The 25,771-nt window shown below is 72.0% G+C and carries 27 protein-coding genes and 1 pseudogene; 9 read left to right on the top strand and 19 right to left on the bottom strand.

The genetic code is table 11. The annotated features are described in order from the left end of the window. Window positions 1-39: 39 nt before the first annotated feature. Window positions 40-1,269 carry a threonine ammonia-lyase gene (gene ilvA / locus IO29_RS03675; protein WP_030378888.1) on the bottom strand — a complete coding sequence of 410 codons (1,230 nt, stop codon included), beginning with the start codon at window positions 1,267-1,269 and terminating at the stop codon, window positions 40-42. Window positions 1,270-1,429: 160 nt separating this feature from the next. Here ilvA and IO29_RS03670 point away from each other — a divergent pair, with 160 nt between their 5' ends. From IO29_RS03670 to IO29_RS03660, 3 genes are all read left to right on the top strand, one after another. Beyond that, window positions 1,430-1,933, top strand: coding sequence for a MarR family winged helix-turn-helix transcriptional regulator (locus IO29_RS03670; RefSeq protein WP_030378889.1), 504 nt, complete (start codon window positions 1,430-1,432; stop codon window positions 1,931-1,933). 208 nt (window positions 1,934-2,141) lie between these two features. Beyond that, on the top strand, window positions 2,142-2,639 hold the full coding sequence (locus IO29_RS03665; RefSeq protein WP_030378890.1) for a sigma factor-like helix-turn-helix DNA-binding protein: 498 nt from the start codon (window positions 2,142-2,144) through the stop codon (window positions 2,637-2,639). Then, entirely contained in the window at window positions 2,636-2,884 is a 249-nt protein-coding gene (locus tag IO29_RS03660) for a hypothetical protein (RefSeq protein ID WP_030378891.1), read from the top strand. The genes IO29_RS03665 and IO29_RS03660 overlap by 4 nt, the downstream gene beginning before the upstream one ends. A 63-nt stretch (window positions 2,885-2,947) precedes the next feature. Here the strand turns inward: IO29_RS03660 and IO29_RS03655 are convergent, their stop codons facing one another. After that, the gene (locus IO29_RS03655; protein WP_030378892.1) at window positions 2,948-4,102 is read right to left on the bottom strand and encodes a cystathionine gamma-synthase; all 1,155 of its coding nucleotides are present in this window, start codon (window positions 4,100-4,102) and stop codon (window positions 2,948-2,950) included. A gap of 165 nt (window positions 4,103-4,267) precedes the next feature. On the opposite strand from IO29_RS03655, the gene IO29_RS03650 reads away from it, so the two are divergent. Then, the gene (locus IO29_RS03650) at window positions 4,268-5,386 is read left to right on the top strand and encodes a hypothetical protein (RefSeq protein ID WP_030378893.1); all 1,119 of its coding nucleotides are present in this window, start codon (window positions 4,268-4,270) and stop codon (window positions 5,384-5,386) included. A gap of 1,219 nt (window positions 5,387-6,605) precedes the next feature. Here the strand turns inward: IO29_RS03650 and msrA are convergent. Both msrA and IO29_RS03640 read right to left on the bottom strand, forming a co-directional pair. Then, a complete protein-coding gene (gene msrA / locus IO29_RS03645; RefSeq protein ID WP_030378894.1) occupies window positions 6,606-7,118 on the bottom strand; it encodes a peptide-methionine (S)-S-oxide reductase MsrA in 513 nt (170 codons plus the stop codon). A gap of 216 nt (window positions 7,119-7,334) precedes the next feature. After that, a complete protein-coding gene (locus tag IO29_RS03640) occupies window positions 7,335-8,207 on the bottom strand; it encodes a helix-turn-helix domain-containing protein (RefSeq protein ID WP_030378895.1) in 873 nt (290 codons plus the stop codon). A gap of 159 nt (window positions 8,208-8,366) precedes the next feature. Between IO29_RS03640 and IO29_RS03635 the strand changes: the two genes are divergently transcribed. Continuing rightward, window positions 8,367-9,407, top strand: coding sequence for an NAD(P)-dependent alcohol dehydrogenase (locus IO29_RS03635; RefSeq protein WP_030378896.1), 1,041 nt, complete (start codon window positions 8,367-8,369; stop codon window positions 9,405-9,407). An 84-nt stretch (window positions 9,408-9,491) separates the two neighbouring features. On the opposite strand, the gene IO29_RS03630 is transcribed toward IO29_RS03635, so the two are convergent. The 6 genes and pseudogenes from IO29_RS03630 to IO29_RS03600 form a co-directional block, all read right to left on the bottom strand. Further along, on the bottom strand, window positions 9,492-9,764 hold the full coding sequence (locus IO29_RS03630) for a hypothetical protein (RefSeq protein ID WP_030378897.1): 273 nt from the start codon (window positions 9,762-9,764) through the stop codon (window positions 9,492-9,494). Then, window positions 9,761-10,114 carry a DUF6247 family protein gene (locus IO29_RS03625; RefSeq protein ID WP_030378898.1) on the bottom strand — a complete coding sequence of 118 codons (354 nt, stop codon included), beginning with the start codon at window positions 10,112-10,114 and terminating at the stop codon, window positions 9,761-9,763. The genes IO29_RS03630 and IO29_RS03625 overlap by 4 nt, the downstream gene beginning before the upstream one ends. Window positions 10,115-10,639: 525 nt before the next feature. Further along, complete coding sequence (locus tag IO29_RS03615; protein ID WP_030993901.1) at window positions 10,640-11,134, bottom strand: hypothetical protein; 495 nt, start codon at window positions 11,132-11,134, stop codon at window positions 10,640-10,642. 334 nt (window positions 11,135-11,468) lie between these two features. Beyond that, complete coding sequence (locus IO29_RS03610; protein ID WP_030378901.1) at window positions 11,469-11,777, bottom strand: hypothetical protein; 309 nt, start codon at window positions 11,775-11,777, stop codon at window positions 11,469-11,471. Between the two features lie 302 nt (window positions 11,778-12,079). Next, window positions 12,080-12,539: pseudogene (locus IO29_RS39240) on the bottom strand (alpha/beta hydrolase); the annotation flags it as partial. A 176-nt stretch (window positions 12,540-12,715) separates the two neighbouring features. Then, the gene (locus tag IO29_RS03600; protein WP_078618186.1) at window positions 12,716-13,087 is read right to left on the bottom strand and encodes a peptidase inhibitor family I36 protein; all 372 of its coding nucleotides are present in this window, start codon (window positions 13,085-13,087) and stop codon (window positions 12,716-12,718) included. A gap of 754 nt (window positions 13,088-13,841) precedes the next feature. Here IO29_RS03600 and IO29_RS03595 point away from each other — a divergent pair. Beyond that, entirely contained in the window at window positions 13,842-14,504 is a 663-nt protein-coding gene (locus IO29_RS03595; RefSeq protein ID WP_030378904.1) for a hypothetical protein, read from the top strand. A 52-nt stretch (window positions 14,505-14,556) separates the two neighbouring features. On the opposite strand, the gene IO29_RS03590 is transcribed toward IO29_RS03595, so the two are convergent. Both IO29_RS03590 and IO29_RS03585 read right to left on the bottom strand, forming a co-directional pair. Beyond that, window positions 14,557-14,841 carry a DUF397 domain-containing protein gene (locus IO29_RS03590; protein WP_030378905.1) on the bottom strand — a complete coding sequence of 95 codons (285 nt, stop codon included), beginning with the start codon at window positions 14,839-14,841 and terminating at the stop codon, window positions 14,557-14,559. Then, the gene (locus IO29_RS03585; RefSeq protein WP_030378906.1) at window positions 14,813-15,676 is read right to left on the bottom strand and encodes a helix-turn-helix domain-containing protein; all 864 of its coding nucleotides are present in this window, start codon (window positions 15,674-15,676) and stop codon (window positions 14,813-14,815) included. Before IO29_RS03585 ends, IO29_RS03590 begins: the two co-directional genes overlap by 29 nt. Before the next feature lie 109 nt (window positions 15,677-15,785). Here IO29_RS03585 and IO29_RS03580 point away from each other — a divergent pair, with 109 nt between their 5' ends. Further along, window positions 15,786-16,043: a hypothetical protein gene (locus IO29_RS03580; protein WP_051707582.1), complete on the top strand. Its 258-nt coding sequence runs from the start codon at window positions 15,786-15,788 to the stop codon at window positions 16,041-16,043. Continuing rightward, the gene (locus IO29_RS03575) at window positions 16,040-16,471 is read left to right on the top strand and encodes an ATP-binding protein (RefSeq protein WP_030993900.1); all 432 of its coding nucleotides are present in this window, start codon (window positions 16,040-16,042) and stop codon (window positions 16,469-16,471) included. The genes IO29_RS03580 and IO29_RS03575 overlap by 4 nt, the downstream gene beginning before the upstream one ends. Here IO29_RS03575 and IO29_RS03570 read toward each other — a convergent pair. The 4 genes from IO29_RS03570 to IO29_RS03555 form a co-directional block, all read right to left on the bottom strand. Continuing rightward, on the bottom strand, window positions 16,443-17,126 hold the full coding sequence (locus tag IO29_RS03570) for an ABC transporter ATP-binding protein (RefSeq protein ID WP_030378909.1): 684 nt from the start codon (window positions 17,124-17,126) through the stop codon (window positions 16,443-16,445). The genes IO29_RS03575 and IO29_RS03570 overlap by 29 nt on opposite strands. 40 nt (window positions 17,127-17,166) lie before the next feature. After that, on the bottom strand, window positions 17,167-18,663 hold the full coding sequence (locus IO29_RS03565) for an ABC transporter permease (RefSeq protein ID WP_030378910.1): 1,497 nt from the start codon (window positions 18,661-18,663) through the stop codon (window positions 17,167-17,169). Window positions 18,664-18,931: 268 nt separating this feature from the next. Further along, window positions 18,932-19,168, bottom strand: coding sequence for a hypothetical protein (locus IO29_RS03560; protein ID WP_030378911.1), 237 nt, complete (start codon window positions 19,166-19,168; stop codon window positions 18,932-18,934). A 322-nt stretch (window positions 19,169-19,490) separates the two neighbouring features. Further along, the gene (locus tag IO29_RS03555; RefSeq protein WP_030993899.1) at window positions 19,491-20,741 is read right to left on the bottom strand and encodes a L,D-transpeptidase; all 1,251 of its coding nucleotides are present in this window, start codon (window positions 20,739-20,741) and stop codon (window positions 19,491-19,493) included. A gap of 375 nt (window positions 20,742-21,116) precedes the next feature. On the opposite strand from IO29_RS03555, the gene IO29_RS03550 reads away from it, so the two are divergent. Next, window positions 21,117-21,539: an LPXTG cell wall anchor domain-containing protein gene (locus tag IO29_RS03550; protein ID WP_030378913.1), complete on the top strand. Its 423-nt coding sequence runs from the start codon at window positions 21,117-21,119 to the stop codon at window positions 21,537-21,539. Window positions 21,540-21,638: 99 nt separating this feature from the next. Here the strand turns inward: IO29_RS03550 and hutH are convergent, their stop codons facing one another. The 3 genes from hutH to IO29_RS03535 all read right to left on the bottom strand — a co-directional run bounded on the left by hutH (window position 21,639) and on the right by IO29_RS03535 (window position 25,440). Further along, window positions 21,639-23,177, bottom strand: a complete 1,539-nt coding sequence (hutH, locus tag IO29_RS03545) for a histidine ammonia-lyase (RefSeq protein ID WP_030378914.1) — start codon at window positions 23,175-23,177, stop codon at window positions 21,639-21,641. Window positions 23,178-23,344: 167 nt separating this feature from the next. After that, on the bottom strand, window positions 23,345-24,493 hold the full coding sequence (locus tag IO29_RS03540; protein WP_030378915.1) for a GGDEF domain-containing protein: 1,149 nt from the start codon (window positions 24,491-24,493) through the stop codon (window positions 23,345-23,347). A gap of 131 nt (window positions 24,494-24,624) precedes the next feature. After that, the gene (locus IO29_RS03535) at window positions 24,625-25,440 is read right to left on the bottom strand and encodes an enoyl-CoA hydratase/isomerase family protein (RefSeq protein WP_030378916.1); all 816 of its coding nucleotides are present in this window, start codon (window positions 25,438-25,440) and stop codon (window positions 24,625-24,627) included. Between the last annotated feature and the right edge of the window lie 331 nt (window positions 25,441-25,771).

Here is a 25,771-nt window from a genome sequence, read left to right as displayed (position 1 = left end):
CGGCCGTCGGCGGACTCGGCCGCGCTCGGCCCAGGCCCCTCAGTCCACGACCGTGTACCCCGCCTCGCGCAGCGCGGACTGCACCTCCGCGCAGTGCTCCGGTCCCTTGGTCTCAAGGTGCAGCTCCACCTCCGCCTCCGTGAGCCCGAGCCGGGGATCGGTCCGCACATGGCTCACATCGAGAACATTGGCATCCGCCACTGACAACACCCCCAAAAGCGTGGCCAGCGCGCCCGGCCGGTCGGTCAGCCGTACCCGCACCTGGAGATAGCGGCCGCCCGCGACCATGCCGTGCCGCAGCACGCGCTGCATCAGCAGCGGGTCGACGTTCCCGCCCGACAGCACGGCCACCACCGGCCCCTCGAAGGAGCCCGGCTCCGCGAGCAGCGCCGCGACCGGGCTGGCCCCGGCCGGCTCCACGACCAGCTTCGCCCGCTCCAGACAGAGCAGCAGCGCCTTGGCCAGATCGTCCTCGGAGACCGTGCGGACCTCGTCGACCAGATCCTCAATGATCCGGAACGGCACCTCACCGGGCCGCCCCACCTTGATCCCGTCGGCCATCGTCACCGGGTTGGCCACCGGCACCGGGCGCCCCGCCGCCAGCGACACCGGGTACGCCGCCGCGCCCTCCGCCTGCACGCCCACCACCCGCACGTCCGGCCGCAGTGCCTTCACCGCGACCGCGATCCCGGCCGCGAGGCCGCCCCCGCCGACCCCGACGACGATCGTCCGCACCTCGGGGCACTGCTCCAGGATCTCCAGGCCGAGCGTGCCCTGACCCGCGCAGACGTCGGGGTGGTCGAACGGGTGGATGAGCACCGCGCCGGTCCGCTCGGCGTACTCCTGGGCGGCGGCCAGCGTCTCGTCCACCACCTGGCCCTCCAGGCGGACCTCGGCGCCGTACTCCCGGGTCGCGCTGATCTTCGGCAGCGGGGCGCCCTTCGGCATGAACACCGTCGAGTGCACGCCGAGCAGCGAGGAGGCCAGCGCCACCCCCTGCGCGTGGTTCCCGGCGCTCGCCGCGACGACCCCGGCGGCCCGCTCCTCGGGCAGCAGCCCGGCGATGCGCACATAGGCGCCGCGCAGCTTGAACGAGCCCGTGCGTTGCAGGTTCTCGCATTTCAGCCGCACCGGCGCGCCGACCAGCCGGGACAGGTACCGGCTGCCCTCCAGCGCGGTCACGCGCGCGATGCCGGAGAGCATCTTCTGCGCGCCGCGCACGTCGTCCAGCGTCACCGTGGGCAGGGCTCGGGCCGTGCTGTACCTCATGCCCCAAGTCTCGCAGTCCGGGGCCCGCCGCACCGGGCGCGACCACGGGCCGAGACCGGATCGCGCAGCGCCGGTACGGCTCGCGCCCCGGCCGCGTACCCTTGTCGACCAACACAGCCGCCCCTGTATGAAGTGAGCCCCCGCCATGCCCACACCAGAAATGTCGATGGACATGACGACCGTCGGTGACACCGGTCTCCTGGACACGCTGCAACACGAGGTCGCGGTGTTCGCGCGCCGTGCCGAACAGACCCGGCTCGGCGGGGTGGGGCAGGTGCGCAACTCCATGGACCGGGCCGCGTACCTGCTACTCAACCGGCTCGACAGCGAGGGCCCCATGGGCGTCAAGGCGCTTGCCGCGAGCATGGGGATCGACTCCTCCACCGTCACCCGTCAGGTGGCCCCGCTGGTGGACACGGGGCTGGTCAAGCGGACCTCGCACCCGGAGGACGGCCGCGCGGTGGTGCTCCAGCTGTCCCCGCGCGGGCAGGCCAGGCTCGGCGAGGTCCGCGCGTCGCGGCGCCAGTTGATGGCCGAACTGACGCACGACTGGGCCCCCGAGGAGCGGGACACGTTCACCGCGCTCCTCACCCGCTTCAACGGCGCCCTGTCGGCGCGGCAGGCATCGCAGGGCGGCGCGACGGAACAGCCGCCGGCGTCCTGAGGGCACGGCCCCGCCGTTTCGGCCGGCGCCCTCCCGAGGACGCCGCCCCACCGTTTCGTCCCCCGCGGGCCCGGCCGTGCGTGCCGGTGCCCGACGCACTCTTGACCGCGAGGGGCCCTCTGGCCTCATATGAGGACGGGAGCCGGTCGCACGCGCGGCCGGGGCCCGTCATCCGGGAGCGCTCTGGGGCGGTCGGACGGGAGGCGCGGTGCGCGGACGGGAGGCGTCGCCCGGTGCCCGCCGGGCCCGGGAGTTCGAGGTGTTCGTCGCCGGCGCGGCCGGCCGGCTGCTGCACACCGCCACCCTGCTCACCGCCGAGAGCCCCGACGCCAACCCGCGTGCCCGAGAGCTGCTCACGCACGCCCTGGCGCACACGTACGCCGCCTGGGACCGGCTGCGCGGCGAGGACCCCTACGACCGCGCCCGGCAGCAGCTCGCCGTCCGCTTCGCGCGCACGGCGTGGCACACGTACGGGGCGCTCGGCCGGCACCGCCCGCGGGCGGCCGGGACGCTGGCCCGGCTCACCCCGCAGGAGCGGCTGGTCGTCGTCCTGCGGCTCTACGAGGGCATCGCCGAGGAACAGACCGCCGCGCTCCTCGGGTTCCCCGTCGAGCGCGTACGGACGATCTGCGCGCGGGCGATCACCACGCTGCTGCACCCCCCGCGCGGCCCGGCCCCGGCGGTGCGGGAGGTGGCGGCGCCGTGAACGGGTCCGAGCGGGAGGCGGCCGTACGGCGGCTGCTGGAGCGCGCGACACCGGTGGTTCCGCCGGACCTGTACGCGCAGGCGGTGCGGCGCGGCGGCCGGATGCTGCGCCGCCGCAGGGCCCTGCTGCGGCTGCTGTGGCTCCTGCTGTGCGCGGCGGCGGTCGCCTTCACGGTGTGGGCGGCCACCGTGCACCCCTGGGTGGAGCCGCCCTCGGAGACGACTCCGCCGCTCACCGGGTGGTGAGCGGCGGGATCGTCACGCGCGCGTGGCTCATCACGCACGCGTGGCTCAGCAGGCGCGCGTGGCTCAGCCGAGGGCCTGCCGCAGGTCCTGGAGGAGGTCGTCGACGTTCTCGATGCCGACGGACAGACGTACGAGGTCGGCCGGGACCTCCAGCGCCGAACCGGCCGCCGACGCGTGCGTCATCCGCCCCGGGTGCTCGATCAGGGACTCCACGCCCCCGAGGGACTCGCCGAGCGTGAACACCTTGGCGCGGTTGCAGACCTCGACGGCCGCCTCCTCGCCCCCCTCGACGCGGAAGGAGACCATGCCGCCGAACGCCCGCATCTGCTTGGCGGCGACCTCGTGACCGGGGTGGTCGGGCAGCCCCGGGTACAGCACGTGGCTCACGCGCGCGTGCCGGGTGAGCATCTCGGCGACGCGGCCGGCGTTCTCGCTGTGCCGGTCCATGCGCACGGACAGCGTCTTGGTGCCGCGCAGCACCAGCCAGGAGTCGAACGGCCCGGCGACCGCGCCCATCGCGTTCTGGTGGTAGGCGAGCTCCTCGCCGAGCGCGTCGTCGCCGGTGATCAGCGCGCCGCCGACCACGTCGGAGTGGCCGCCCATGTACTTCGTCAGGGAGTGGACGACGACGTCCGCGCCCATGGCCAGCGGCTGCTGGAGGTAGGGCGTGGCGAACGTGTTGTCGACGACGAGCCGGGCGCCGGCGTCCCGCGCGACCTGGGCGACGGCGGCGACGTCGGTGATGCCGAGGAGCGGGTTGGAGGGGGTCTCCACCCAGATCACCTTGGTGTTCTCGGTGACGGCGGCGCGGACGGCCGCCGGGTCGCTGGTGTCGGCCACGGACCACTGCACGCCCCAGCGGGAGACGACCTTGGCGAACAGGCGGAACGTGCCGCCGTAGGCGTCGTTGGGGATCACGACGTGGTCGCCGGGCTGGAGCAGCGTGCGCAACAGGCAGTCCTCGGCCGCCAGTCCGGACGCGAACGCGAGTCCGCGGCGGCCGCCCTCCAGGGCGGCGAGGTTCTCCTCCAGCGCGGTACGGGTCGGGTTGGCGCTGCGGCTGTACTCGTAGCCGCCGCGCAGCCCGCCGACGCCGTCCTGCTTGTAGGTCGAGACCTGGTAGATCGGCGGGACGACCGCGCCGGTGAGGGGATCCGCGGTGTTGCCCGCATGGATCGCGAGGGTCTCGAAGTGCTGACTGATGTGCCTGTCGCTCATGGGTTCCGAGGGTAGTGCGCCGACGGGGCACACGCCGTCACCGCGGGCGCCGGGCGGCTCGCCGCGCGAGGCGGCCCGCGGCGTGCCGACGGCGTGCCGCGCGGGTCTCGAACAGGCGGGCGAACGGGTTGGCCAATTGTCAGACCCTTCTGGAACTCTTGAGGCATGGAGATTCTCTGGGTCCTGATGGCGGTGGCCATGCTCAGCATGGTCGCGCTGCCCTTCCTGCGGCGCAGGAGCGGGGGTCTTGAGCTGGTCCCGCCCGGTCATCCGGACGCCGCCGACCCGGCGAACTACGGCTTCGTGCCGGAGGAGGAGCTCGACGTCCGGCTGCCGGGCCCCGACCAGGACCTGCTGGACGTCCTGGAGGTCGTCCAGCACACGCAGGACTACCGCGCCGCCATGCAGTTGCTGGCGGGCACGGAGAAGGAGGGCGAGCTGCGCTGGCAGCGCGTGCAGGCCTTCGCCGGTGCGGCGTCCCTGGAGCTGAGCCGGCGGCCGGGCGGGGTCGGTGAGATACCGGGCGGCCAGTGGCTGCGGGTGTGGCGCGCGGAGCAGCCGAAGGACGCGGGCGGGGCCGCGGTGCACGCCGAGTTCCTGGTGCAGCAGGCGTGGCGTACGGCGACGCCGGGGACGGACGAGTTCCGGATCATCATGGAGGAGGCGAAGGCGGCGTGCGGCGAGGCGGCGCTGCTGGCTCCCGGTGACCCGGTGCCGTACATCGTCGAACTCTCCGTGGCACGCGGACTGGGGTATCCGCAGGCGGAGTTCGAGCAGCTGTGGCTGAAGATCCTGGACCGCGCGCCCGCGCACATGGGGGCGCACATGGTGGCCCTGCGCTACTGGTGCGAGAAGTGGCACGGCTCGCGGCAGCTGGCGTCCGCCTTCGCGGAGGCGGCGGCCGCGCGGGCCCCGCAGGGTTCGCTGCTGTCGGCGCTGCCGCTGTTCGCGGTGTTCGAGCACCTGCCCGAGGTCAACCTGGTGCGGGGTCTGTACGAGGGCGAGGTGGTCACCAAGGCGGTGCACGGCGCGCTGTACGCGGTGCACTCGGCCCGCCCGGACGACCCGATGCTGCCGCACGTGCGCCACATGCTGGTGTACTTCCTGGTCGCCGGCGAGCGCTGGGCGGAGGCAATGAGCCAGCTCGTCCACGTGGACGGCCACGTGGGCGCCCTCCCCTGGACCCTCTCCGACAACCCGGCCGCCGGCTACACGGTCTGCCGCGCCCTCGCGGTCGGCGGCTTCGAAGCGAACGGCGGCAACCCGATGACGGTGCCGCGCTAGCCGCCGGCTCCGCCGCCGGCCGACGGGACGAACCGCCCGCGAGGGGGCGGGCCGCCTCGGAGCCGGGCCGGCCGGCGAGGCGGTCGCTTGCCGGCTGGCCGCGCTCGCCCGGCGAGGCAGTCGCTTGCCGGCCGGGGGCTCGCGGGGCGGGTCAGCCGCGCGTCCGCCGACAGGGCATGCCCGCCGCAGGGTGAGGCCGTCCAGTCGAGCCGGGGCTCGCGAGGCGGATCGCTGGCGGCGCGGGGCGCGCGCCGGGCGAGTCAGCCGAGCGTACGCCCACAGGGCACGCCCGCCGCAGGGCGGGGCCGTCCAGTCCAGCCCGGACCCGCGAGGCGGATCGCTCGCGGCGCGGCCCGCGCGCCGACGGGCCAGCCACACGTCCACCCACAGGACACGCCCGCCCCAGGGCAAGGCCGTCCAATCGAGCCCGGCCCCGCGAGACGGGTCGCTTGCGGCGCGGGGCGCGCCGACAGGCCAGCCACGCGTCCACCCACAGGGCATGCCCGCCGCAAGGCGAGGCCGTCCAATCGAGCCCGAGCCCGCGAGACGGGACGCTCGCGGCGCGGGGCGCGCCGACAGGCCAGCCACGCGTCCACCCACAAGGCACCCCCGCCCCAGGGCAAGGCCATCCAGTCCAGCCCGGACCCGCGAGGCGGATCACTCGCGGCGCGGCCCGCGCGCCGGGCGGGTCAGCCACGCGTCCGCCCACAAGGCACCCCCGCCCCAGGGCAAGGCCATCCAGTCCAGCCCGGACCCGCGAGACGGATCACTCGCGGCGCGGCCCGCGCGCCGATGGGCCAGCCACGCATCCGCCCACAAGGCACCCCCGCCCCAGGGCAAGGCCATCCACCCGAGCCCGGACCCGCGAGACGGATCGCTCGCAGCGCGGACCGCGCGCAGGGCCTGACTCAGCCGCGCCCGCCGACACGACACGCCCCCCAGGGCAGGCGCCCGCCCGCCCCAGGCAGGGCAAGGGCCCGCCCGCCGAGGCAGGGCAGGGCCGGTCCTGCGGGACCCGGACCGCAGGACCGGCCTCGTCCGACGCGCCCGCCGAGCGAGCCGCGCGGGCGGCCGTTGCCCAACGCGACCCGACACCGGGACGAACGGAGCCGCCCCGGCCGGCGGCCGCATCCGGGTCGGCGGGCGACGGGACGAACCGGGGCGGCGAGGCGGGCCGGGGGCGGCGAGGCCGGCCCGGGGGCAGGGTGGTGCGCCCTGGTCAGCCCTCCGTGCGCGCCGGCAGGCGCCAGCCCGGGCGGGGGAAGTGGCAGGTGTAGCCGTTCGGGTAGCGCTGGAGGTAGTCCTGGTGTTCGGGTTCGGCCTCCCAGAAGGGGCCGACCGGCTCCACCTCGGTGACGACCTTGCCCGGCCACAGCCCGGACGCGTCCACGTCCGCGATCGTGTCCTCGGCGATCCGCTTCTGCTCGTCGTCCACGTAGTAGATCGCCGAGCGGTAGCTCATGCCGATGTCGTTGCCCTGGCGGTTCCTGGTGCTCGGGTCGTGGATCTGGAAGAAGAACTCCAGGATCGCGCGGTAGTCCGTCCGCTCCGGGTCGTAGAGGATCTCGATGGCCTCCGCGTGCGTGCCGTGGTTGCGGTACGTCGCGTTCGGCACGTCGCCCCCGGTGTAGCCGACCCGGGTCGAGGTGACGCCCGGCTGCCGGCGGATCAGCTCCTCCATCCCCCAGAAACATCCGCCCGCCAGCACGGCCCTCTGCGTCTGCGCAGCCATCGCGGCTCCTCCAGTCCGTGTAAGTCATCGAAGTGTGCTCGGCCAGAGGCCGAAGGTCTGCGGCCCGGCCGCCCGGGGCCCGCCCGGCTCGTACACCACCGGCGTCCGCGGCCCATCCCCCTCAACCGCCGACGGTTCCGGGCCATTCCGCGCGCGCCCCCGGACGGCTCGCCGGAAGCGGCGCTCGTCGTCCCGGCGGACCGCCCTCCGCCGCGGTCATCCCCGCAGCGGCGACGTCACCGCGTCGGCCCCCCAGCTGGCCAGCAGCCGCAGGGCCTCGGCCGACGGGGAGTTCGGCTCCGCGTGGTACGTCACGAAGCTCTGCTCCACATCGTCCACCAGGCGGAACGTCTCGAAGGACAGGGTCAGCTCGCCGACGAGCGGGTGCCGCAACCGCTTGACGCCGTGGCTCTTCTCCTTGACGTCGTGCGTCGCCCACAGCCGCCGGAACTCCTCGCTCTTCACGGACAACTCGCCGACCAGCGCCGACAGCCGGGGATCGTCCGGGTGCCGGCCCGCGTCCATGCGCAGGAAGCTGACCATGTCCGACGCCTTCCGGTCCCAGTCGACGAACAGATCGCGGTAGTCGGGGTTGAGGAAGACCAGCCGCGCCCAGTTCCGCTCCGCCGCCGGCAGCTGCCCCCAGTCGCCGAACAGCGCGGAGGCCATGCGGTTCCAGGCGAGGATGTCCGAGCGCCGCCCGGAGACGTACGCGGGCACGGTGTCGACGGATTCCAGCAGTTGCAGCAGCCCCACCCGCACCTGCTGGGGGCGCGCGACGGCCTTCTTCTTCTGCCGCTTGGGCTTGGCGAGGTCGAGCAGATGCGCGTGCTCGGCGTCGGAGAGCCGCAGCGCGCAGGCGATCGCGTCCAGAACCTCCGCGGAAACGTTCCGCCCGTTCCCCTGTTCGAGCCGGGTGTAGTACGCCACGGACATCCCCGCGAGCTGCGCCAGCTCCTCCCGCCGCAGCCCCGGAACCCGGCGGTGCCGGCCGAACGAGGCCAGCCCCACCTCCTCCGGCTTGAGCCGTGCCCGCCGGGTACGCAGGAACTCGCTCAGTTCGGCACGCCGGTCCAGCTGTCCATCCATACCCTCCAGTATTCACGGTCGTACGCCCATGAACCTGACCCCGCCAGTAGTAGGCACAGCGGACGTACGCAAAGCCGTGGCCTGGGCGAACATCCGCGAGCGAGGCACCGTGGAAGCACCACCAGCACCACGTCACGAGACTGCGGAGAACCCGAGATCATGACCACTGTCGCCGCATACGCCGCGCCCGCCGCCAAGGCTCCGCTCGAGCGCACCACGATCGAGCGACGCGCGGTCCGCGAGCACGACGTCCTCATCGACATCCATTTCGCCGGCATCTGCCACTCCGACATCCACCAGGTCAGGGAGGGCTGGGGCGAGGCCATCTTCCCGATGGTCCCCGGCCACGAGATCGCGGGCGTCGTCTCCGAGGTCGGCTCCGGCGTGACCAAGTACGCGGTCGGCGACCGCGTGGGCGTCGGCTGCATGGTCGACTCCTGCCGCGAGTGCGACAACTGCAAGGCCGGCCTGGAGCAGTACTGCACGAACGGCAACGTGATGACGTACAACGGCGTCGGCAGGGACGGGGAGGTCACCTACGGGGGCTACTCCCAGAAGGTCGTCGTCGACGAGAACTTCGTCGTCCGCATCCCCGACGCCCTCTCCCTGGACGTCGCCGCGCCGCTGCTGTGCGCCGGCATCACCACGTACTCCCCGCTGCGGCACTGGAACGCCGGGCCCGGCAAGAAGGTCGCCGTCCTCGGCATGGGCGGGCTCGGCCACATGGCCGTCAAGCTCGCGCACGCGATGGGCGCGGAGGTGACCGTGCTGTCGCAGTCCCTGCGCAAGAAGGACGACGGCCTCAAGCTGGGCGCCGACCACTACCGCGCCACCAGCGACCCGAAGACCTTCGAGGAGCTGCGCGGCACCTTCGACCTGATCGTGTCGACGGTGTCGGCGCCGCTCGACTTCGGCGCGTTCCTGTCCCTGCTGCGCACGGACGGCGCCCTGGTCAACGTCGGCGCCCCCGAGGAGCCGATCTCCCTCAACCTCTTCTCGGTCATCGGCGGCCGCAAGACCCTGGCCGGCTCCAGCATCGGCGGCATCCGCGAGACCCAGGAGATGCTGGACTTCTGCGCGGAGCACGGCCTGGGCGCGGAGATCGAACTCATCTCCGCGCCCGAGATCAACGAGGCGTACGAGCGAGTCCTGGCGAGCGACGTCCGCTACCGGTTCGTCATCGACGCGTCGACGATCTGACGCGGTCCCGGCAGCCGCCGGGCACCAGGCGTGAAGGGGGCCACGGACACTTGTCCGTGGCCCTTCGCACGCGTCGGGCGATCACTACAGCGCATCGAACGGGGGCACGATGCGCACAACAACGATCAACGGGTCCCGCGGTGCCACCAGGAAGTAGAACCAACCTCCGGCCGCATCCATACGGCGCAGGCCAGCCGGCCTCGGACCACTACCGAGATCGCTGACGTCGACGCCTGTGGCAGCCAGTTCGACGAGCTGGCCGGTGAGACGTTCTACCTCGGCCACCACATACGCGGGCACGCCACCCGTGACATGAGCCAGGTCCGGGTCGTACTCCCAGCGCCAGTCCGCGCTCACCGGGTCGGAATACCGAGAGCCGCGTGGGCTTCGTCCAAGATCCGTCCGAGTTCGGACGCGGCCCGGCGCACTTGGGCTGCGTCGCCCGTCCTGGCACTGTCCTCCCAGCGGCGGAAATCGGCTGCCACGCCGGGCTGGCGCTGAATGTGGACGTAAACGGCCCATTGCGCGATGAACCGCTGAAGCGGTGCGAGGTCGGAACCCTGCCGGGACTGGTCGGCCGCCTGGTCCAGCTCACGGGTGAAGGCCGGCAGCGCCGCAGGCGCGATCTGGCTGACGGCCTGCCGCAGCGCGGCAACGGTGGAGGGCGGCTGGGGGATGAGCGGCTGCCCGGCGTCGGAGGTGGTCATGGCTGCTCCCATGGGCGCGATTCTGATCCCGCGCACCAGCCTAACGGGCTCGAGTGCCGGTCCACCGCTCGAAGGAGTGAGGCAGAAGCGTTTCGGCGGGCAACGGGCTTGGAGCAGGGCCTGCCTACAGGCGGCCGTCCGGTCCCACGCGGGACTCGCACGCAGTGCAGAGGGTCAACTCGATCCGCCGGGTCTCACGCAGCGACCCCGCGTTGCCGCAGCGCTCGCAAAGGTGCTCGCTTGCGGCCGTGAACCCGGCCACCAGCGCGTGGAGCCTCGCCACCTCGTCGGATGTCCACCGCCCACCCCGTTTCCACGGCCGAGGAAATGCCTGGAAGGACAGGACCGCCCACTTCTGCTTCACCGCTAGAAGTTCGTACTGGGGAAACACCGCGACGACCGCCTCGTGGCATCGCAGCACAAGGGCACGCCATCCGGGCCCCACATCGAACATGGACGAGGGGTCACGGAGGTGACGCCTGAGCGGTTCCAGTTCAGCGGCGTGCGCCGGCACGGGACGGTTGCTCATCCCTCCGCACCCTCCGTGTCGAACGCCCACACCCGTACGGGATCGAGGTGGAGTTCGTGCGGCCCCATGCAGTCGGCGGTGAGGGTGGCGACGGGAGCGCCGCATCCGCAGATCATGTTCGGACCACCGGTGCCGAGCGGCCCACAGCAACCCCAGTGCGGGCCCCCCTGCTCCTCCAGCCTCAAGGCGGGCACGTCCTCGGGATGCACGACGTAGCTGTTCCTCTGACCGGCCGGGGTCCGACCGGTGAGCGCCGGCGGCATGAGCAGACTGCGTGGATGGGGCGGCCGGGGTTCATCGGTCGGCGGGACGAACGGCGCGCCCCACGGCTCCGGATCAACGGCGAAGTGCCGTCGCGGCACAGTGGAGGCGGCCGGCCCCGTGCCCGTGTCCCGGTCTTCGGCGTGGTCCGGGGCGTCCGGCACGGAGGGCAGCTTCACCAAGTCCGGGGTGAACTCGGTTCCGCACTTCGCGCAGTGGAAGACCGTCATACACGCCTTTGTAGCCGCCCAGCGTTGTCGGCGCCTCCTTGTTTCCGGCCCACCGACAACACCGGCCTCCTCAGCGTCTGAGAACGTGCTCATACCGAGCGACGACAACTCCGTTGGTCGAGGCCGCTCGGTCGCGGATCATGGCGGGCATGCCGAAGCAGACGGAACAAGTGGACGAGGCCGAGCAGTCGGCGGCGCGCGAGGGATACCAGCGGGCGGCCATGCGCCCCAAGCAGTCCGTGAACGCGACTGGGTGACCCACGTCATCCTGCCCCGCTCCCACGCCGCGGGCCAGCGGATAGCCGTCGTCAGGTCGGCAGACGTGCCGCTGCCTTCAGAGCAGGCTCTCGTCCCGAACCGTCCAGTCCGTTCCCAACTCGCGGCGCAAGGTGCCCAGGGCTGCGTGCGCCCGCTCCCTGAAGGTTTGCCACTCCGCGTCGGACCACGGTGAGGGATTCGGCGGATACTTCCAGTCGATCGACGACTGGTACCGCTCGGACAACTTCGCCAATTCCTCCCGGGTGGCCGGGCTGATCGGCAGCTTGTCCAGGTCGCAGGGATAGCCGTACGGGCTGGCCATGTCTTCCGGCCACAGGGGTGTGTCCACGCCCGCCTCGAAGAAGAACCGCAGGTGGTGGGTCATACGGCATCCTTTCGGGCGTCCGCAGGCAGGTGATCCTTCAACGTTACGTACTGGACGGCTTCAACACCGCCCCGTGACGCTCCGACGGCCGGCTCTGCGACGGCTGGTGCGGCTCGATCCCGAGACGCCTGCCGAAGCCCGAGGCTTCCCGCGGATGTCGTGCACCAGCACGCGGATGCCGTGGGCATCCCCCGCTGACCAGACCGGGGGCCGCGTGGGCGCATCGGCCGCCAGGCCCGGTCGGCGGCTGGATCCGGTCGGCGGCTGGACCTGGTTGGCGCCCGGAGCCGACGCGCCGCTCTCGGAACTTCCCCGTGCTTACCGGGGTTGGCGTGCAGCGTCTTCTGGGCCGAGGCCAGGGCGTCGAACAGAGCCAGGCTCTGAGCCCGCGGCACCCGCTCGTCGTCCCACTGCACCAGGAATTCGACCGGGACGGTGATCCGTGCGGCCGCCTCGGCCGATGCCGACGCGCCTCCCAGGCCCAGCACCGCGGCGCGGACCCGTGGCTCGTCGGCAACGAACGGCACGCCGAGTCCGCACCCCAACGACACTCCCCAATAGCCCACCGGACCGGCACCGATGTACTCGACTTCCTGGATCGCGTCCAGGACCGCCTGCCACTCCGGGACAGTCTGGCGAGCTACGAGGAGTTTCCCCAAGGCGATCAAGCTGGCTCGGCGGCTGGGCCGCGGAGCGCTCGCTGCCGCACCGCGCGAGTCGGTGACCGGGCGCGACGCGGTGCTCCTCGCCGTCTCCTGGGACGGCGTCGAGGACATGCTCGGGGCGGTGGGCGCGTCCGACGGCGTACTCAACAGTGTGCCGTTGATCGACCACACGCCAAGGGGGCAGAGCCGGCCCAAGTACGCGGCGTCCGGCGGCCGGACGCGACTCCGGTTCGCCAGGGCTGTCGGCGGGGGTGGCCCGGTCAGTCGGTCGGCTCAGCCCCCGCAGCCACCGTACTGAATGGAACTCACCGCGTTGTCGTAGAGGTACAGAAGTTCCTGCTGGCCCGGGTTGATGCTGTACCAGCGGCCATGGTAGTCGGCATCGGTGTAGATGCAGACGGGCCAGTAGCTACGGTTCCACACCGAGCTGGCTCGGTCGTTCCACGTCCAGCCAAGGTTGGGGACGTCCACCCCGTACTGGAGCTGCAAGTTGCTACCGGTGAGGTTGTGGCCATCGTAGAGACAGATCTGGCCTTCGTCACAGCGGGTCACGGGTTCATCGGCCGATGCGGTTACCGGAGACGCCAGTACGGCGGTCGCGGCGAGGACTGCTCCTACCACCGAGGTCTTGAGTGTCAGGCTCATGATTACCCTTTTCTGGCGTTGTGCGTCGGCATCCCGGGAAAACGAAGCCGGCCTTGGTCCCGTCTCCCGCTGCCCGGGGGCTTGATCCGGAATCGTCAACACCGGTTTGTGCGGCGGTAGTCAGCGTAACTGATCACCGTTCGAAAGCGTTCGAGCCGATCGGCCACACCCGCCACCATGCCAGGAGGAGACACCCGGCAGCGACCGGCACGTGCCGAAGATCACCGAGCCGGCCCGGCCCCCGGCCATCGACACGGACGGCGACGTCCCCGCAGGGGTCTGGGCCGCCGACGCGGCCGGCCGGCCGGCCGACAGCCGACCTCGGGCTGACGCGCAGGGCTCGGTACTTCGTCGGTGTGCACGGCATCAAGATCGATGCCCGGCCGATCGCGGAGCACCGGCAGTGGTGGCTCGACGGGGGCTTTCCGGCAACGGATTCACGGGGAGCGATGGACTCCGCTGCCCGCGACCATCGAGGGCTGGGTGGAGTCGCTCGCCCTCGCCCACCACGCGTCCAACTGCGCGAAGCAGATCACCAAGGCCGTCGGCCACGACGTCGAACAGCTCCCACTCGACGGGTACGAGCCGGTCGGACGGTGATCGTCGAGTCCGTGTAGGTCGCGCGGATTCCTCGTTGCGGCTGTTCCATGGCGTACAGCGTGGAGCCGGTCGGCGCGGGCGGCCACTGGTTTCTGGGTGCGCGGAGGAACGGAGCAGCCGCCGGGGGTACCGCCGTACTCGCTACTGTCTCCCGGTGAACCTCAATCTCGTCGACGACGTGCCCGACGGGCTTACGCGCAGGGCTCGGTACTTCGTCAGTGCGCACGGCATCAAGGTCGACGTCCGGTCCGTTGCGGAGCACCGGCAGCGGTGGCTCGACCGGGGCCTTCCGGCCGCGGTGGTCGACCGGATGGCCGGCTTCCAGCAGCGGTGGGGCGGGCTACTGCTGCCGCCCGCTCCGCAGTACGACGGAGGGCCCAGGTACTTCGGCGCCGGCTCGCCCGAAGGCTCCGCGTCCGAAGGGTGGCGCTTCGAGGCGGGTAAGCAGCGGACCGCCGTCCCCTATTCGTTCCTCGTCGGGCCACACGGCGAGTTCGGCATTCGTGCGGAGCGGTGGACTCCGCTGCACGCGACCGTTGAGGGCTGGGTGGAATCGCTCGCCCTCGCCCACCACGCGTCCGGCTGGGCCAAGCGGATCACCAGGGTCGTCGGCGACGACGTCGACCGCTTCTCGCTCGACGCGTACGAGCCGGTCCCGGAGGTACAGGGGCTCGCGGACACCTGGTGGCGCGGGGCCGACTCGCTGGTGGCGGTCTATAGGGGTGAGGCCGAGTGCCTCTCGTTCCCCAAAGGCCGCACGGCCTTCGTCTACTCGGGTCTCGACGAGTGGGGCCTGCACGGGGGCGTCGAGTCGTAGCACGGGGTCGGCACCTGCGCGCACCTGTTCGCTGTGCGGCTCGGACGGCCGGTTACGCCGTCTTCAGCGACGCGACGAACGGGGCCCAGGCGTGGGCGGTGAGGAGGAGGACGGGGCCGCCGTCGGGAACCTTGGAGTCGCGTACGGGGACGAGGCCGGGGATGTTGTCGGCGACCTCGACGCAGTTGCCTCCGTCGCCGTTGCTGTAGCTGGACTTGCGCCAGAGGGCGGCGCCGGGGAAGGCTCTCGCGATCTCGACGCAATCCCCGCCGTCACCGTTGCTGTGGCTGCTCTTGAACCAGAGCGCCTCACTCAAATCGATCCAGTTGTTTGCCATCTCGGTATCCCTCTGCGGTCGCCTTGATCATGACCAGGGACGTCTCCGGTGACAGTGCGACGGCCCTGAGCCGATCGTATGCCTTGCGGTACTGCTTCACGAGGGCCGGATCATCGATCGTGTCACCGCTGTAGGACGCCTCCGTGTAGACCAACGGCGGTGCGTCAGGGAACGTCATGACCTTGGCCGAGGCGGCCATCAGGGGATACGCGCCGCACCTCCGCGGGACGATCTGCGGAACGATCCGGTACCGCTCGGTCAGCTTCACGATCCGGTCCAGTTGCTCGGCCATCTCCTCCGGCGGCAGGGTCGCGTCGGTGAGCAGCGACTCGTGCAGGATCACCCAGTACTCCGGCGTGGAGTGGTCGTCCTCGAAGAGGCCGGCGCGGGCGAGACGCGCCTGCACCTTTTCCTCGACCTTCTCGTCGGAGGCCGTCGGGTGAGCCGACCGCACCAGTACCCGCGCGTACGGCGCGGTCTGGAGCAACCCGGGGAAGGCGCCGGGGCACCACTCCTCGATGGATTCCGCGTGCCGCTCCGCCTCCAGTACCTTCTCGAAGTAGGCCGCGTGCGGCCCCCGCCGCGCCCTCCGCACATCCTCGCACCGGCGCTCGAAGAAGCCGTCCGTCGCGAGGAGTTGGTCGACGTGGCGGGCCAGATCCAGCGGCATGCGGCGTTCGCCGCGTTCGATGTCGCTGAGGTAGGACTTGCCGTAGAAGCTGCCCGCCACCGTCTCTTCCAAAGACAGCCCTGCGGACTCGCGTTTCCACCTCAACTCCTTGCCGTAGAACGTCGGGACGCCCATCGAGCCGTCGATGTCCTTGCTTCGGGGCATGGTTCACCACCATCTGTTCCACAGGTCGGGCCGCGTACCCGATACCCCTTTTACGGTAGAGCGCCCGGCGTCACAGTGTGAGCGATTCATCACAGAGAGGTGTCCGCTCATGCCCGGCCGTTCCCCCGCCGACCGTCCCGTTCCTCCAAGCCCCCGGCCCGCCGCCCCCTACGACGTGCCCCGCTGCGCGGAGGAACTCCGCGCCGCCCTCGCCCTGCACGGGCTCACGCTTCCCTCGCTCGGCGTCGACCTCCTGGTCTACGCGGGCACGTACGCGCCGCCCGCCGGGCTCGTCGCGCTCGGGAACTGCAACACCGCCACGGCCCGCGCGCTGACCGCCGTACTGCGGAAGGCGGTGGAGCGGTGAGTCTCGAACTGCGGCTGCTCGCCACGTCGGAGGCCGTGCCCGGGGTGCGCCGGCTGCTCCGGCACCACGGCTTCGACGTCCAGCTGTGTGTCACCGAGTTGCTGACGAACGTCGTCGACCACGTCGGGGAGGGCACGCCCGTGACCGTCCGGGTTGTCGGGACGCCGTACGGCTCCGTCCGCGTCGAGGTCACCGATCCCGACCCGCGGGCGCTGCCCGTCCTGCTGCGGGCCTCCCTCGCGGACGAGTCCGGGCGGGGGCTCGCCGTGCTCGACTCGCTCGCCCTGAGGTGGGGCGTGGAGCCGGGGGCGGATCACAAGACCGTGTGGTGCGAGGTGGAGGGGGAGGCCCGGCAGGCCCGGTGCGGTGCCCGGGGCGTGCCCGGCCTCCCCGTCACGGTCACGCCTTCGCGTTCTCCTTCACCGTGATCTTGCCCTTGCGGATCGTCACGAGGCGCGGCGCCTTCTTCGCCAGCGTCGAGTCGTGGGTGACCATCACGAACGTCAGGCCGTGTTCCTTCCAGAGGGTTTCCAGGACCTCCATGATCTCGTCGCGGGTGGACTCGTCGAGGTTGCCCGTCGGCTCGTCGGCGAGCAGTACCTTCGGCTTCTTGACCAGCGCGCGGGCGATGGCCACGCGCTGCTGCTGGCCGCCGGACATCTCGCCGGGCAGGTGGCCGAGGCGTTCGCCGAGGCCGACCGAGGCGAGCGCCTCGGCGGCCCGCTCGCGGCGTTCCTTCACCTTCACGCCGAGCGGGACGAGCGCCGTCTCGACGTTCTCCTGGGCCGTGAGCGTGGGGATGAGGTTGAAGCTCTGGAAGACGAAGCCGATGTTCTCGCTGCGCACCTTCGTGAGCTTGGCCTCGGAGAGCCGGGCGAGGTCCGTGCCGTCGAGTTCGATGCTGCCGGACGTCGGCTTGTCGAGGCCGCCGAGCATCTGCAACAGCGTCGACTTGCCGCCGCCGGTGGGGCCCTGGATGACGAGCCGGTCGCCGTCGCCGATGGTGAGGTCGACGCCGTCGAGGGCGTTGACGATGTCCTTGCCGCGTGTGTAGCGCTTGGTGACGCCGCTGAGTACGTACATGGTGGTCAGCTCCTGGGGTCCGGGTCCTTACGGGGTGGCACTACTCGACGCGGCGCAGCGCGTCCGCCGGGCGCAGGCGGGACGCCCGCCAGCCGCCGAACGCGCCGGCGATCAGCCCGCCGGCCACGGCGAGGCCGACCGCGACCGCGATGGTGGTGAGGCTGACCGGTGCGGTGAGCCCGACCTCCAGGGACTTCGCGGCCTGCTGCCGCCCCGGACCGCCGAAGCCACCGCCGCCACCCCCGCCGGGACCGCCGCCGAAGCCGCCGCCCCCGCCCGAGCCGCCGCCGAGCTGTGCCTGGAGGGTGGGGCTGATCGCGGTGACGACGTACGCGCCGAGGAGGCCGAGCGCGATGCCGAGGGCGCCGCCGACCAGTCCGTTGACCATGGCCTCGCCGACCACCTGGCGGGTGACACGGCCGGACCTCCAGCCCAGCGCCTTGAGCGTGCCGAACTCGCGCACGCGCCGGGAGACGGCGGAGGAGGTGAGCAGTCCGGCGACGAGGAACGCGGCCACGAGCACCGCGATGGACAGCCACTTGCCGACGCTGGTGGCCAGGTCGGAGGCGGTGGACAGGGAGCCGGAGACGGTGTCGGCGAGGTCGGCGGAGGTGGTGACCGTGGTCCCCGAGATGTTCTTCTGGATCGCCGACTTGACCGAGTCGATCTTCTGCGAGTCGGTCGCCTTGACGTAGATCGTGGTGACCTTGTTCTTCGAGTCGCTGAGCGCCTGGGCCTGCTTCAGCGGGATGTAGAGGTTGGCGCCCGCATCCCCGCTGTCGGGGGTGGCGATGCCGATGACCTTGAACTTGACGCTCTTGATGGTGACGGTGTCACCGAGGGTGAGCTTCTTCTTCTTGGCGTACGACGTGTCGGCGACGACGACCTTGGCGTTCGTCTCCGACGTCTTGAACGTACGCCCCTTGGTGATCTTGGAGGAGGTGAGCGGGCCGAGCGCCGGCTCGGCGACGTCCGTGCCGTAGACCGAGTAGTTGTCGACGTCGAAGTCGGCGCCGCCGCCCTCGACGCGGCCCTGCGGCCGGCCGCTGTTCCCGCCGTTGCCGCCGCCCGCCAAGCCGCCGCCCTGCTGGTTGCCGCCGCTCTGGTCCTGCTTGAACTGGCCCTGCCGGAACTGGCCGCTGACCTTGATGACCTGGAGGCTCAGGCCCCCGACCGCGTCGGAGACGCCGCTCTGGGCGTCCACCTTGCCCACCGTGGAGCTCGCCAGGGTCTGGAAGCCCTGCACCACCACGCGGTCATTGCTCTGCTCCTCGTCGGAGTCGCTGCCCTTGGCGTCGAAGTTGAAGCGGGGCCGCTGCGCGCCGTCCGAACTCTGCGCGGCCGCGGCCTTGGTGACGGTCATGTCGGTGCCCAGGCCGTACAGCGATTGCAGGACCTTGTCCTGGGCCTTGCCCATCCCGGAGGAGACGGAGCTGACGATGATGACCAGGGCTATGCCCAGTGCGAGCCCGGAGGCGACGACCAGGGCCGCCTTTCTGCGGCGGCGCAACTCGCGCCTCAGGTAGGTGAAGAACATGGCCGCAAGGTAGGGACGCCCCGTGATGAAGCCATAAGCCGGGCATAAGAGAACGATGAGAAGCCTGTGCGCGAAGGGAAGTTGAGCTGTGCGGGCGCCGTCCGGGGCACGGTGGCGGGGCCTACGGGGCACGGTGGCAGGACCCGCCGGGGCGCGGTGGCGGCACCCGCCCGGCGCCCGCCCGGCGCCCGCCCGGCGCACGGTTCCGCACCGGGAAAGGGCTCGGTGGTGGAATGCGGCGTTCGCATTCCACCGCCGGTGACATCTGTCAGTACGTCGGCTGGACCCAGAGCAGGTACTGGCCGTCGCCCAGCGACTCGCAGCGCCAGCCGACCCAACGCCCCTGCGGGAAGCCGGCGTTGCCCGCGTCGCCGCAGGCGCCGATCGACGGGTAGACGCCGCCGGGGACGAAGGTGGCGGCGGAGGCCGTACCGGCGCTGAGGCCGATGCCTCCCGCGGCGACGGTGGCTGCGAGCGCCGCGGACACGAAGAACTTCTTGAGCATCGAGAACACTCCTGTACGCGCGTCACGGATGAACTGGTGGGACAGGAAGAGCGACTGCGCAGGCGATGCTAGGGAGAGCTCGGCCGCCGGTGATCGCCTCGGACGATCATGGGCTGAAAATGCCCCGTGTCTGGCGCGTATCCGCAGGTGACGTGGAGCGGGGGTGAACGGAGTCCGATCGCTCCCTCGCGGCCGGATGAACGCCGCGCGGCCCGCCGCACCACGACGACGACGGCGCCGTCGCCGTACCGTACGACGACGGCGCCGCCGCTCCCCGTGCGGTACGGGGGGCGGCGGCGCCGTGGGGTTCGCCGGGGACGGGTCAGACGGCCGAGCCGGCCTTCCAGTCGGCCCAGCTCATGTTCCAGCCGTTGAGGCCGTTGTCCGGGGCGACGGTCTTGTCGCCGGTGTTCTGGACGACGACCACGTCACCGATGAGGGAGTTGTTGTAGAACCAGGCGGCCGGCGTGCTGGAGTCGTTGGCGCCCTTGGTGTCGGACAGGCCGACGCAGCCGTGGCTGGTGTTCACGGAACCGAAGATGGACTTGGCGCCCCAGTAGTTGCCGTGGATGAACGTGCCGGAGCTGCTCAGCCGCATGGCGTGCGGCACGTCCTTGATGTCGTACTCGCCCTTGCCGTCGTCGTCCGTGAAGCCGACCGTGGCGCCGTTCATCCGGGTCTCCTTGAACTTCTCGGAGATCACCATCTGGCCCTCGTACGTCTTGTTCTCGGGCGAACCGGCGGAGATCGGGATGGTCTTGATGGTCTTGCCGTCCTGCGTGACCTTCATCTGCTTGGTCTGCGCGTCGACGTAGGAGACCTGGTTGCGGCCGACCTTGAAGGTCACCGTCTTCTGCTGGACGCCGTAGACGCCGCTCGCCCCCTCGACGCCGTCGAGCGCGAGCTTGAGGGTGACCGTGGAGTTCTCCGTCCAGTACTTCTCGGGGCGGAAGTCGATGCGGTTGGCGTTGAACCAGTGGCCGACGACCTCCTGCCCGGTGCTGGAGGAGACGGTGATGCCCTTCTGGACGGCCGACTTGTTGGTGATGGCCTTGTCGAAGTTGATCGACACGGGCATGCCGACGCCGACCGTGGTGCCGTTGTCCGGCGTGAAGTTGCCGATGAAGGAGTGCGCCTGCGAGACGGTGGTGAACGAGGCGTTCTCGTGGGCGGCGCGGCCCTTGGAGTCCTTGGCGGTCACGGCGACCTTGTAGGTGGTGGCCCGCTCCAGCTGGCCGGTGGGCGCCCAGCTCGTCTTGTCGGCCGATATCCGGCCGGAGACAGCGGTGCCGGAGGCCGTGGTCATGGTCACGTCGGTCAGCGTGCCCTTGGCGACCGTCACCTTGGCGGCGTTGTTGATGGACGCGTTGTCGGAACCGTCCTTCGGAGTGATCGCGATATCCGCCTCGGACGCCTTCTGCGCGGCCGCCTTGTCGGCCTTCGCCTGCGAGGTGGAGTCGCCGTCGCCTCCCCCGGCGTCGGAGTCGCCACCGCTGCACCCGGTGAGCACCAGCACACCACCGAGCAGTGCGGACGCGGCCACGAGACCCTTGCGCCGCTTACCGTCCGTCATCACACGCTTCTCCATCGTTGCCGAATCCCCAAAAAACCCCGAGATCCCCGTCAGAACCTTCAACGCTACGACCGGTCCGTCCCCATCCACAGGCCCCGGACGTGTTAGGCACACCACGCCGGGCGGCCGGCGCACGGAGGTCACCGCGTGCCGAGGGACGCCAGGGAGCAATCACTCAGACGCGTGGAGCCCGGTTCCGGTTCCCGATCCCGGGGATCAATCATCCCCGCCCGGCCGCCGGACCGGCGCACCGGGGTGGCGTGAAACCGCCTTGTGCCGGTCGCCGGGGGGCCGTGACTTTCCCACGGCCCACGCCTGTCACTAACATCTGCCCACACGGCCAATTCGCAAGCGCCACAAGGGGATCGATATTTCGTGTCCGCCGCACGCCGATCGTCGTCCACCGCACGCCGATCGTTGCTGACCGCCACCGCCGCGGGAACCATGCTCGCGGCCCTCTGGTTCGTCCCGAGCGCGAACGCCTCGCAGGACGCGTCCCAGGAGTCGACGTCGACGATGACGGACTCCTCGGCGGTCGCGAGAACCTCCACGGACACGACGACGACCACGGAGCACACGGCCGCGCAGGCCGCGGACACCGCCTCGGAGACGACCAGGGGGACGGGCGCGGGGACGGGGACGGCCACGCAGACCCTGGAGGGCCCGGCCGGCACCCGGCTCGCCGACACGGGCAGCATCGACACCACCCCGTACGTCGTCGGCGGCACGCTCCTGCTCGGCCTGGGCGCGGGCTTCGTGGCGTACTCGGTACGACGGGAGCGCACGGCGGCGTACTGACGCCCCGCACGCTCCCGCTCGCCCCCGTACGCTCCCGCGCCCCTTATCACGCTTCCGTGCGCATCCTCCGGGCGGACGACAGGAAGGGAGCGACAGGCCCTAGGCCAGCGGTCCGGTGACGGTCTCGACGGCCGCGACCAGGCCGCCCTCGCGGACGAAGGCGTCCGCCGCCGCCAGGTCGGGGGCGAGGTGGCGGTCGGGACCCGGGCCGCCGATGCCGGCCGCGCGGGCCGCGTCGATCGCCGCGCGGCTCGCCGGGGCGGGGGTCAGCCCCTCGCGCAGCTCGATCGCGCGCGTGGCCGCGTAGAGCTCGACCGCCAGGACGCGGGCGAGGTTGCCGACCGCCGTACGCAGCTTGCGCGCCGCCGACCAGCCCATCGAGACGTGGTCCTCCTGCATCGCGGAGGACGGGATCGAGTCGACGGAGGCCGGCACCGCGAGCCGTTTCAACTCGCTGACCAGGGCGGCCTGCGTGTACTGGGCGATCATCAGCCCGGAGTCGACGCCGGGGTCGTCCGCGAGGAACGGCGGGAGCCCGTGGCTGCGGTTCTTGTCGAGCAGCCGGTCGGTGCGGCGCTCGGCGATGGAGGCGAGGTCGGCGGCGGCGATGGCGAGGAAGTCGAGGACGTACGCCACCGGGGCGCCGTGGAAGTTCCCGTTGGACTCCACCCTGCCGTCGGGCAGGACCACCGGGTTGTCGACGGCGGCGGCCAGTTCGCGCTCGGCGACCAGGCGGGCGTGCGCGAGGGTGTCCCGGCCGGCGCCCGCGACCTGGGGCGCGCAGCGCACGGAGTACGCGTCCTGCACACGGGGCGCGTCGTCCTGGTGGTGCCCGGTGAGTTCGGAGCCCTGCAGCACGGCGAGCATGTTGGCGGCACTGGCGGCCTGCCCGGGGTGCGGGCGGATGGCGTGCAGCTCGGGGGCGAGCACCTTCTCGGTGCCGAGCAGGGCCTCCAGGCTGAGGGCGGCGGTGATGTCGGCGGTCTTGTAGAGGGTGTCGAGGTCGGCGAGGGCCATGAGCAGCATGCCGAGCATGCCGTCGGTGCCGTTGAGGAGGGCGAGCCCCTCCTTCTCGCGCAGTTCGACGGGGGCGATGCCGTGCGCGGCGAGGAGCTCGGCCGAGGGGCGTACGACGCCGTCGGGGCCCTCGGCCTCGCCCTCCCCCATGAGGGTGAGCGCGCAGTGCGAGAGCGGCGCGAGGTCACCGGAGCAGCCGAGGGAGCCGTACTCGTGGACGACCGGGGTGATGCCGGCGTTCAGGATGTCCGCCATGGTCTGCGCGACCTCGGGGCGCACGCCGGTGTGTCCGGAGCACACGGTCTTCAGCCGCAGGAACATCAGCGCGCGGACGACCTCGCGCTCGACGCGGGGGCCCATGCCGGCGGCGTGCGAGCGGACGATGTTGCGCTGGAGCCGGCCGCGCAGGTCCGCGCCGATGTGCCGGGTGGCGAGGGCGCCGAAGCCGGTGCTGACCCCGTAGACGGGGTCGGGCTTGGCGGCGAGTGCGTCGACGGTGCGGCGGGCGGCGGCGAGGGCCGTGCGGGCGTCGTCGTCGAGCTCGATGCGGGCGCCGTCGCGGGCGACGGCGAGGACGTCGGACGCGGTGACTGTGGTGGTGCCCACCACCACGGTTTGCATATCCATATTCAGGAGCGTACGCAGTGAATTCCGTGGTGTCACGGGTGGGGGTGGGTTGTCGGCCGACGGCACTCAAGGGGCGCGGGGAACTGCGCGACACGCCACGACGCACCCGCAGCCGACGAATCACAGGGGCCCCCGAGCTCTCCCGCGCCCCACCCGGAGGGTCACGGCACGCGGCCTCGGAAGGTGCGGCGTTCCGCGCCTTCCGGGCGGGCGTCCGCCAGGCGGACGACCGGGTCGTCCGCGCCCTCGCGTCCCGCCACCACCGGCTTGCCCGCCCGGAGGGCCTTCGCCCGGTACTGTGCGGCGTCGGCGAGGCGGAAGAGGCGGCGGCCCGAGCGCACCGGTCCGATGGGGTCGTCCGTGGAGGCGACGCCGCACGCCACCCCGTCCCCCAGTTCCAGCTCGGCCGCGCGCCGGCAGAGTTCGTCGGCCGCGCGGACCACCGCGTCGCCGGGCGGTCCGACCGCGAGCAGGCAGAACTCGTCGCCGCCGAGCCGCGCGGCGAGCGTGCCCGGGAGCATCGCGCCGCACAGCGAGAGCACGGAACCGAAACGTTCCAGCAGGCGGTCGCCGACCGCGTGGCCGCGGGTGTCGTTGACCCGCTTCAGCCCGTTCAGATCGCAGACGACGAGGCTGACGACGGCACCCTCGGTCCGGTGCAGGTCCAGCGCCTCGTCCAGCCGCATGTCGACGGCGCGGCGGTTGGCCAGACCGGTGAGCGCGTCGGTGAAGGCCAGCCGGCGGGCCTCCTCCAGCCGCTCGGTCTGCGCGATCCCGGCCGCGACGACGGAGGCGAGCACGGTCGCGAAGTCGGCGTCCGCCCGGTCGAAGACGGGCGCGCCCACCGGTCGCGCCACGTACAGCTCGCCCCAGGCGCGGCCGTGCAGTACGACCGGGGCGACGACGCAGGCGCCGCGGCCCCGGCGGCGGAGCGCGGCGACGCGCTGGTGGCAGTAGCCGGCGCGGGTGGCCGACGCGCCCTCCGGGCCGCCGGCCGTCTCCACCCAGGCGCTCGGGCCGACGCCGCCGGCCCAGCGCTCGTGCAGGAACTCGGTGATCTCCGGGAACTCGTGCACGGGGTACGTCTCGTCCTCGGGGAACTCCTCCTCGTCCTCGGCGCGGGCGCCGACGTTCGCCAGGACGCGCAGGCAGCCGCGGTCGCGCTCCCAGACGGAGAGCGCGGCGAAGCTGCCGACGAGCGCGTCGCAGGCCCCGAGGGCGGCGGCGCGCCAGGCGTCGCGGGGAGTGGGCGCGGCGGCCATGCCCTGCGCCAGCGCGACCACGGCCCGCAACCGTCTGTCCTCACCCATCACTCCAGGTTAGGGAGGATTGGGGCGATACGGGAGGTTGGGGACGGCGAACGGGGGTGAGGGGGCACAGGTGCGTGCGGGGCGCGCACGGGTGCGCGCGGGGCGCCCGGTCGTCCCGGCGTGTGGGGCGCTCAGTCCTCCCAGCGTGGCGGTCGGCGTTCGTTGAACGCCGCCACTCCCTCCGCGCGGTCCGGTGAGAACGCGACCGTGCGCCAGGCCGCGTCCTCCACCTCCAGGCCCGCCCGGAACTCCAGCCCCCAGCCGACCCGCAGCGCGCGCTTCGCCGCCCGCAGGCCGACCGGTGAGTTCGCGGCGAACCGGGCGCCCATCGCGAGCGCCGCCTCGCGGTCCTCGCCCGCCTCGACCAGTTCGTCCACCAGGCCGAGCCGTCGCGCCTCGGGTGCCTCGACCCGGCGGGCCGAGAAGATCAGCTCCGCCGCGCGGGCCGCTCCGACGCGGCGGGGCAGCAGTTGCGTGCCGCCGCCGCCCGGGATGACGCCGACCGAGACCTCGGGCAGGCCCACCACCGCGGTGCTGTCCGCGACGATCACGTCGCAGGCGAGCGCGAGTTCGAAGCCGCCGCCGAGGGCGTAGCCGTGGACCGCGGCGATCGTCGGCATGGGGAGATCCAGTACGCCGGTGTACGCGGCGCGGGCGAGGGGGCGTTGGGCGAGGAGGTCGGCGTCGGTGAGGGAGTTGCGTTCCTTGAGGTCGGCGCCTACGCAGAAGGCGCGGGGGTGGGTGGAGGTGAGGACGACGGCTCGTACGGTTCTGTCCGTGGCGAGGGCGGCGCAGGCGGCGGTGAGGGAGTGGGCCATGGCCGTCGAGACGGCGTTCATCGCCTTGGGGCGGTCGAGGACGAGTTCGGCGACGTGGGTGTGGCGTTTTACGACGACGTGGTCGCCGTAGCGGCGCTCCTCCGTGTGTTCCGTCGTGTCGTCGTCCATGGCGCCCTCCCGGTTAACGTGGGTTAACTTGTGGTCGGGTCGATCATCGCAGGGGAGTGGGGGGTGGCGGAAGTGGGGTGGGGTTCTCGTGGGGTGTTTTCGCCCCCGCCGCCCCTACCCTTCCCGTCCCTTCAAGGGGCTTCGCCCCTTGGACCCCGGGCGCTTGGGAGCTCGAGTGGGTGGGGTTGGGGGGCGGGTGCGGGCGGGTGGGGACTTCTCGCGCAGTTCCCCGCGCCCCTTATGGGGCACGGTGGGTGGTCGCGCACCCGCGGCGGCCCGCGCAGACAACACAGCCTCGCGCCCCTAGCGGGGCTGCGGTTGCTCGCGCCCG

It is taken from the genome of Streptomyces sp. NRRL F-6676, from assembly GCF_000725625.1.
Taxonomy (GTDB): Bacteria; Actinomycetota; Actinomycetes; order Streptomycetales; family Streptomycetaceae; genus Streptomyces.
This window is presented reverse-complemented; position numbering and strand designations above follow the sequence as displayed.